General features: G+C 67.0%; 7 protein-coding genes and 1 pseudogene. 7 read left to right on the forward strand and 1 reads right to left on the reverse strand.

Going from position 1 to position 6784, the window contains the following annotated elements; translation table 11 throughout:
• On the forward strand, positions 1-254 hold a 254-nt coding region (locus SY1_RS01825), incomplete at its 5' end, for a pyrroline-5-carboxylate reductase dimerization domain-containing protein (RefSeq protein ID WP_279369711.1).
• Positions 255-370: 116 nt separating this feature from the next.
• On the opposite strand, the gene SY1_RS01830 is transcribed toward SY1_RS01825, so the two are convergent.
• A complete protein-coding gene (locus tag SY1_RS01830; RefSeq protein WP_208872573.1) occupies positions 371-1699 on the reverse strand; it encodes a cation:proton antiporter in 1329 nt (442 codons plus the stop codon).
• A 605-nt stretch (positions 1700-2304) separates the two neighbouring features.
• Between SY1_RS01830 and SY1_RS01835 the strand changes: the two genes are divergently transcribed.
• From SY1_RS01835 to SY1_RS01855, 6 genes and pseudogenes are all read left to right on the forward strand, one after another.
• On the forward strand, positions 2305-3291 hold the full coding sequence (locus SY1_RS01835) for a sugar ABC transporter substrate-binding protein (protein ID WP_015555993.1): 987 nt from the start codon (positions 2305-2307) through the stop codon (positions 3289-3291).
• Between the two features lie 3 nt (positions 3292-3294).
• Positions 3295-4062: an ATP-binding cassette domain-containing protein gene (locus SY1_RS01840; protein WP_243440558.1), complete on the forward strand. Its 768-nt coding sequence runs from the start codon at positions 3295-3297 to the stop codon at positions 4060-4062.
• Positions 4059-4637 (forward strand): ABC transporter permease (locus SY1_RS12260; protein ID WP_423868976.1); only part of this gene is annotated, 579 nt, incomplete at its 3' end. The genes SY1_RS01840 and SY1_RS12260, both read left to right, overlap by 4 nt.
• 1 nt (position 4638) lies before the next feature.
• Positions 4639-5039, forward strand: a pseudogene (locus SY1_RS12265) (ABC transporter permease); the annotation flags it as partial.
• 51 nt (positions 5040-5090) lie between these two features.
• Entirely contained in the window at positions 5091-6206 is a 1116-nt protein-coding gene (locus tag SY1_RS01850; RefSeq protein WP_208872574.1) for a double-cubane-cluster-containing anaerobic reductase, read from the forward strand.
• A gap of 4 nt (positions 6207-6210) precedes the next feature.
• Positions 6211-6784: acyl-CoA dehydratase activase (locus SY1_RS01855; protein WP_243440559.1), on the forward strand; the 574-nt coding region annotated here is incomplete at its 3' end.

Below are 6784 nucleotides of genomic sequence, written 5' to 3' on the forward strand. Positions count from 1 at the left end.
AGGCGGGGCTGCCGAAGGCCCTGGCCTACCGGGGCGCCGCCGCCGCCGCGCTGGGCGCGGCGCGGCTGGTGACGAACTCCGGCCGGGCTCCCTCCGACCTGAGGGACGCGGTCTGCACCCCCGGCGGCATGACCATCGAGGGCGTTGCGGAGATTGAGCGCCGCGGCGTCCGCGGCGTCATGATGGACGCCGTGACGAGCACGGCGCAGAAGGGCAGCGTCCTGACGCATTCCGTCGCGGAGTCCCTGCGCTGACGTCAGGGGACACTTCGCGGCGGAGCGGGGGCCGGAGACGCCTTGACGGGGCGTCTCCGGCCCCCCCTGTCATATCTGACGGCCCGCCGGCCGGAAGGTCGTTCCAAATTCCCGATTCAATCCTCGCGCTGCCGGTTCGAGCGGACGTCCTCCAGCCTCTGCCTTCGATGGTGACGGTTGAACAGGCGCCCCAGGACCCTCTCGGTCTTCTCGGCGAGGGTGTAGTTTTCGATCAGGCGGCTCCCCTTCTCCGCGGAAACCTCGCCCCTGAAGGCCGCCTTCAGCATGGCCGGGGAGAGGATGGTGCAGGCGATGATCATGATGATGATCGGGCCAAGGTACTGTTCGTGGATGGCGTGCATGGCGATGCCCTTGTTGGCGACGATCAGCGCGACCTCGCCGCGGCACACCATGCCGAGCCCCGTCTGGACGCACTGCCGGTCGGTGAAGCCGCAGAGCTTCGCGCCCAGCCCGCAGCCGATGAGCTTGGAGGCGACCCCCACCAGCACCAGCACCAGCGTGAAGAAGACGAGCCAGCCGGACATTTTGGGGATGGAGACTTCGAGGCCGATGTTGGCGAAGAAGACCGGCGTCAGCAGGAGGTAGCCCATCGTGTCGAACTTGCTGGCGATGTACTGTCCCTTGGGCGCCGTGGCGATGATCATGCCCGCGGCGAAGGCCCCCGTGATGTCCGCGATGCCGAACACCACCTCGGCGGTCCAGGCCATGAAGAGGCAGAAGGCGAAGCCCGCCACGGGGTAGCGGCGTAGGTTCCTCTCCGCATTGCGGTGGTCCATCCACACCATGGCCCGATGGTAGGCGACGGCAGCGATGCCCACGAAGGCGAAGAAGCCCAGGAGCCTCACGCCGATGAGCGCCAGGCTCACCCGCTCCCCTCCCATCCCGCTGACGATCGTGAGACAGACCAGGCCCAGGATGTCGTCGATGAGCGCCGCCGCCAGGATTGTGTTGCCCACCTTCGTGGTCAGCATGTCGATCTCCTTCAGGGCCTCCACGGTGATGGAGACGGAGGTGGCGGTGAGGACGGAGCCCAGGAACAGGGCGGACTCCAGGTTCGTGCCCGGCTCAAAGGCGTAGAGCATCAGCACCCCCATGCCGAGCGGCGTCAGCACGCCGAGGAGCGCCACGAGGAACCCTGCCTTGCCGGATGCCTTCAGGTCCTTGACGCTGGTCCCCATGCCGGCGGTGAACATCAGGACGATGACCCCCAGCTCCGCCAGGCGGGAGAGGAGCGGCGAGGGCATGAGGCAGAACCGGATGCCGAAGAGGGCGTTCGTGAGCTCCCCCAGCACGGCGGGGCCGAAGATCAGCCCCGCCATCAGCGCGCCCACCACCTGTGGCAGCTGGGCACGGCGCGAGATGAGGCTGAATATCTTCGTGGACAAGAGAATGACGCAAAGGCTCAAGAGATAGGTGTAATCCAAAGACGATTCCTCCCGTTTATGCGACTGTCGATCGCTGTCCCGTGAGCGTTATACCATACTTTCGGGGATTTTAAAAGAAAGGGCCGAAGGGAATTTTCGATTCCACTTTGGGGGCTCCGTGCCGACGCCCCGCCGCTCTTCGGTGCCTCGCTGTCCGCTGACGGAACAGTGAGGATTACGTTTTTGTCCCCCTTGACTTTACCGTCCTCCTTGACGCATACTTACGCGGGGCCCCGGCCGGGGAGTTGGACTGAGCGGCGCGGCCCCGCACTCTTGGTCAAGACGGGAGGGGGGATCGCTATGTTCGGTTTTTCCTGACGCGCTGAGCTGCGGTGCACGGGATGCATCGTTCGGTGCGGTCCTCTGTGGATCGGTCCTGCGTCGTAAAGACGATTTCGACAGGCCCCGCTTTCCCGCCCCTCTCCGCACCGTTCGTTGACCCCCTGATGGGGTCTTCCCTTCATCTTTGTCTTTAATTTTCATAAACGACACGAGCGCTCCCTGCCCGTCGGCAGGGGAGGCGTTCTGCGTCGCGCGACCGATCCGCTTCGGAGGGGCGCGCGGTCGTATCGTTATCTTCGAGTCCTGAGGAGGATTGTGTGTTCATGAAAAAAACAGTTGCCCTGTTGTTGGTTGCGCTCGTCCTGTTCCCGTCCATGGCCTTCGGCGTCGACTCCAGCCAGGAGGCGAAACGCTTCAAGGTCTGGTTCGACACGGGCGGTGGCCCCGGCGAGTCCTACGGAACCGTGCTGCAGAACGGCGCTGCGGCCGCGGCGCGGGACCTGGACCTTGACATCGTGTTCGTCTACTCCGACTGGAACGCGGAGAAGATGCTGGAGAACTTCCGTCAGGGGCTGACCTCGAAGCCGGACGGGATGGTCGTCATCGGGGTCCCCGGCGACGACGCCTACGAACCCCTGATCGATCAGGCCTATGCCCAGGGAGCTCTCGTCACCTGCGTTGACACGCCGCTGCCCCGCCTCTACCAAAAGTACCAGTCCCGCGGGTTCGGAATGATCGGCCCGGACAACTACAATCAGGGCAGGATGCTGGCCGAGCGCTGCGTTGCGCAGTTCGACCTCAAGAAGGGGGACCGGGTCATGGTCTGGGGGTTGAAGAGCCTGCCCGGACGCGGCCGGCGCGCCCAGGCCATCCTGGACGTGTTCGAGAAGGCGGGGTTGACGGCGGACTACATCGAGATCTCTCCTGAGATCAACAAGGACGCGACGCTGGGCGGTCCGGTCCTGACGGGCTACCTGTCCTCCCATGAGGATTGCAGGCTCGTCGTCATCGATCACGGAGCGTTGACGGCGCAGTCCGGGAACGCCCTCCGGTCCGCGGGGATGGACCCCGACCGCGTGGCGGTGGCCGGCTTCAGCCTCTCCCCCGCGACGGCCGAAGCCATCCGTTCCGGCTACCTGGACCTCGTGGGCGAGGGGCAGCCCTACCTCATCGGCTATCTGGCCGTTGTGAACCTCGTCCAGTCGCGCCTCTGCGGATTCGGCGGGCTGGTGATCGACACGGCGGGCGGGTTCGTGGACAAGGACAACATTGAGCAGATCGCCCCCCTGGCGGAGAAGGGCGTGCGCTGAAGCGTGGAGGGCGGAAAAGACGGGGCGGACGCCGCGCTGGTTGAGATGCGGGGCATCCGCAAGTCCTTTGGGAGCGTGGAGGCCCTGCGGGGCGTGGACTTCCGTGTGAACGCCGCGGAGATCGTGGGCCTCCTGGGCGACAACGGGGCGGGGAAGTCCACCCTGATCAAGGTGTTGTCGGGCCTCTACGGCGCGGATGCGGGGACGTTCCTCTTTCGGGGCCGGAAGCTCGACTGGACGCGCTCCTGCGTCTCCCGCGCGCGGGGCCTGGGCATCGAGACCGTCTATCAGGACAGGGCGCTAGGCCTGCAGCAGTCCCTGTGGCGCAACGTCTTCGTGGGCCGGCACATAAAAGGTTCGTGGGGGCTGATCGACGTGGCGGAGGAACGCCGCGTCACCGCGGAACTCCTGGCTCGCATGGGTCTGGGAGGGGGTCGCCTGACCCCGGACACCCGTGCCGGAGTGCTGTCGGGTGGGGAGCGGCAGGGGCTGGCCATCGGACGGGCCATGTACTTCGATGCCGAGCTCGTCGTTCTGGACGAACCGACGACGGCCCTGGCCCTGAGCGAGGTGGACAAGGTGCTGGAGTTTATCTGCGGGGTGCGGGAACGGGGGAAGTCCGTGGTGTTCATCACCCACAGCATCGATCACGTCTGGGCGGTGGCGGATCGTTTCGTCGTCCTGTCCCACGGGCGCAACGCGGGGGAGTGGACGCGCGGAGAGCTGACGCTGCCGGAGCTGATGGCGCGCCTGAGGGAGGTCGCGCTATGAACGCAGTCTCCCCGCTGCGCTCGGCCCTTGGGCCTCAGCTCCCCATCACCACGGTGCTCCTGCTGCTCTGGGGCTTCTTCGTCCTGACCGCGCCCGCGACGTTCCTCTCCCGCTACATCTACCTCTCGTTCATGACGACCATCCCCTTCGTGGCGATCGTCGCGATGGGGATGACCCTGGTGGTCGTGGCCGGGGAGATGGACCTGTCCTTCGCCTCGAACATGGCGATGTCCAGCTTCCTGTTCGCGGTCGTGGCGAAGGCCACGGGGTCCGCGGCGGCGGGCCTTGCGGCGGGGCTTGCCGCAGGGGCGGGCATCGGCCTGATCAACGGGCTGGTCGTGGTCCGGACGGGGGTCCCCTCGATCGTCGTGACGATCGGGTTCGATTTTCTCTGGCGGGGCTGCGTGATGCTGCTCTCCGGAGGGCTTGCGGTCGCCCTGCCCTTTGTCCGTCGGCTGCCGTTTGCCGCCCTGTTCGTCGGGCGCGTCGGCGGGCTGGTCCCCGCGCAGTTTTTGTGGGCTCTGGGGCTGGCCGTCGTCACGGCGGCGATCCTGCACCGCACCGCCTGGGGGGACNCCCTGCGCTTCATCGGCGACGACCGGGAGGTCGCGCGGATGATGGGGCTTCCGGTGGCGCGGGCCCGCGTCGCGGTGTTCGTCCTGCTGGGGCTGACAGCCGCGTTCTCTGGGATTCTGGCGTGCATGGAGCTGGCCAACTGGTGGCCCACCCAGGGCGAGGGCTACCTCCTGCTGGTCTTCGCCTCCGTGTTCATCGGGGGGACTTCCGTGTACGGCGGCAGCGGCAGCGTCTGGGGGACGACGGCAGGGGCCGCGGTGATCGGCATGATCGAGGCAGGGGTCGTCAGCGCGGGGTGGTCCGGCTTCTGGACGCGCTTCGTGCACGGCCTCGTGTTGGTGTGTTCCGTGTCCTTCTACGCCCTCACCGCGCGCCGGCGCGGGGGCGGCGTCGGAAGCTGAGTAACCTGAGGGGGGTTCAACGTGCACGATATCGATGCCATCTTACAGAAAATGAGGGAGGCCCTTCCCAGCGGGCCGGTGCGGATCAAGGAGGCCGTGGAGGCGGGCCGGAAGGTGGTGGGCTGCTACTGCGCCTACACGCCCTACGAGGTGATCCGCGCGGCGGGGGCCATTCCGGCCACCCTGTGCGCGACGAGCGAGAAGCCCATCGCCGCGGCGGAGGAGCGCCTGCCGCGAAACCTCTGCCCTTTGATCAAGGCCAGCTACGGCTTCGCCCTGACCGACACCTGCCCCTACTTCCACTTCTGTGACCTGGTGGTGGGGGAGACGACCTGCGACGGCAAGAAGAAGATGTACGAGCTGATGGACCGTCTCCGGCCCACGCACGTCATGCAGCTGCCCCAGACCGTCTCCGAGGAGGCCGTGGGGCAGTGGCGGGCGGAGATCGAGTGCCTGGCCCGCAGGCTTGAGGAGCTCATGGACGTCATGATCACGGAGGAGGCGCTGAGGCGCGAGATCGCCTGGCGCAACGAGGAGCGCCGCGTCATGATGGACCTCTACGCGCTCTCCGAGCTGAATCCGGCGCCCCTGTCGGGCCGCGAGGTCCACATGGTGAACGAGTACTTCAAGATCAGCTTCAGCGACCCCGAGATGCTGGACCAGATTCGGGACCTGACGCGCAAGGTCCGGGAGAACTACGAGGCGGGCGAGCGCCGCGTGCCGCCGGACCGGCGGCGAATCATCGTCACGGGCTGTCCCACCGGCAAGAGCGTGGAGAAGGTGTTCAACGCCATCGAGGAGAACGGCGGCGTGATCGTGGCGTTCGAGAACTGCGGGGGCATCAAGCCCGCCTACGAGCTGGTGGACGAGTCGCTGCCGCCCTACGAGGCGCTGGCCCGGAAGTACCTGGGCATCCCCTGTTCCTGCATGACGCCAAACACCAAGCGCCTGGACCTGTTGGAGAGCCTGGCCGGCGACTACGCGGCCGACGGGATGGTGGACCTCATCCTTCAGGCGTGTCACACGTACAACGTGGAGTCCTTCCAAGTGCATGAGCGCATGGAGAGCATGGGCATCCCCTGCATCACCGTGGAGACGGACTACTATCAGGGCGACGTGGAGCAACTGTCCACGCGCATGGGCGCCTTCGTCGAGATGATGGGGTAGGGGCGTGGGCACGGTGGCGGACGGCGCGGACGCGCCGCTCTGGACGGTCGGGGTGGACATCGGCTCGGTGGGGGTCAAGGCGGCTCTGGTGCTTGGAGCGGAGTGGATCGACCGCCTTGTCGTCCCCACGGGCTGGGCCCCCGGCGAGACGGGGAACGAGGCCTGCGCGCAGCTTCTGGCGCGGAACGGCCTGACGCGGGACGACGTGGTCCGCACGGTGGCGACCGGCTACGGACGAAATGCGGTGGAGGCCGACGCGCGCGTTACGGAGATATCCTGTCACGCCGTGGGCGCGGGCCGGCTCTTCCGGGACGGGGAGGGCGGCCGCAGCGTGCGGACGATCCTGGACATCGGAGGGCAGGACAGCAAGGTCATCGCCCTGGACCGGGACGGGAACGTGGTCAACTTCCTGATGAACGACAAGTGTGCTGCGGGGACGGGGCGCTTCCTGCAGAACATGGCCGTCATGCTGGGCTGCACGCTCGCGGACTTCAGCAGCCTGCCGGACGACCTGGAGCCCCACGCCGTCTCCAGCATGTGCACGGTGTTCGCGGAGACGGAGGTGGTGGGGCTCCTGG

This window comes from Fretibacterium fastidiosum (assembly GCF_000210715.1).
GTDB lineage: Bacteria > Synergistota > Synergistia > Synergistales > Aminobacteriaceae > Fretibacterium > Fretibacterium fastidiosum.

Coding starts and splice junctions, on each gene's coding strand:
- SY1_RS01835 (WP_015555993.1), top strand. CDS start 2,305: ATGAAAAAAACAGTTGCCCTGTTGTTGGTTGCGCTCGTCCTGTTCCCG.
- SY1_RS01850 (WP_208872574.1), top strand. CDS start 5,091: ATGAGGGAGGCCCTTCCCAGCGGGCCGGTGCGGATCAAGGAGGCCGTG.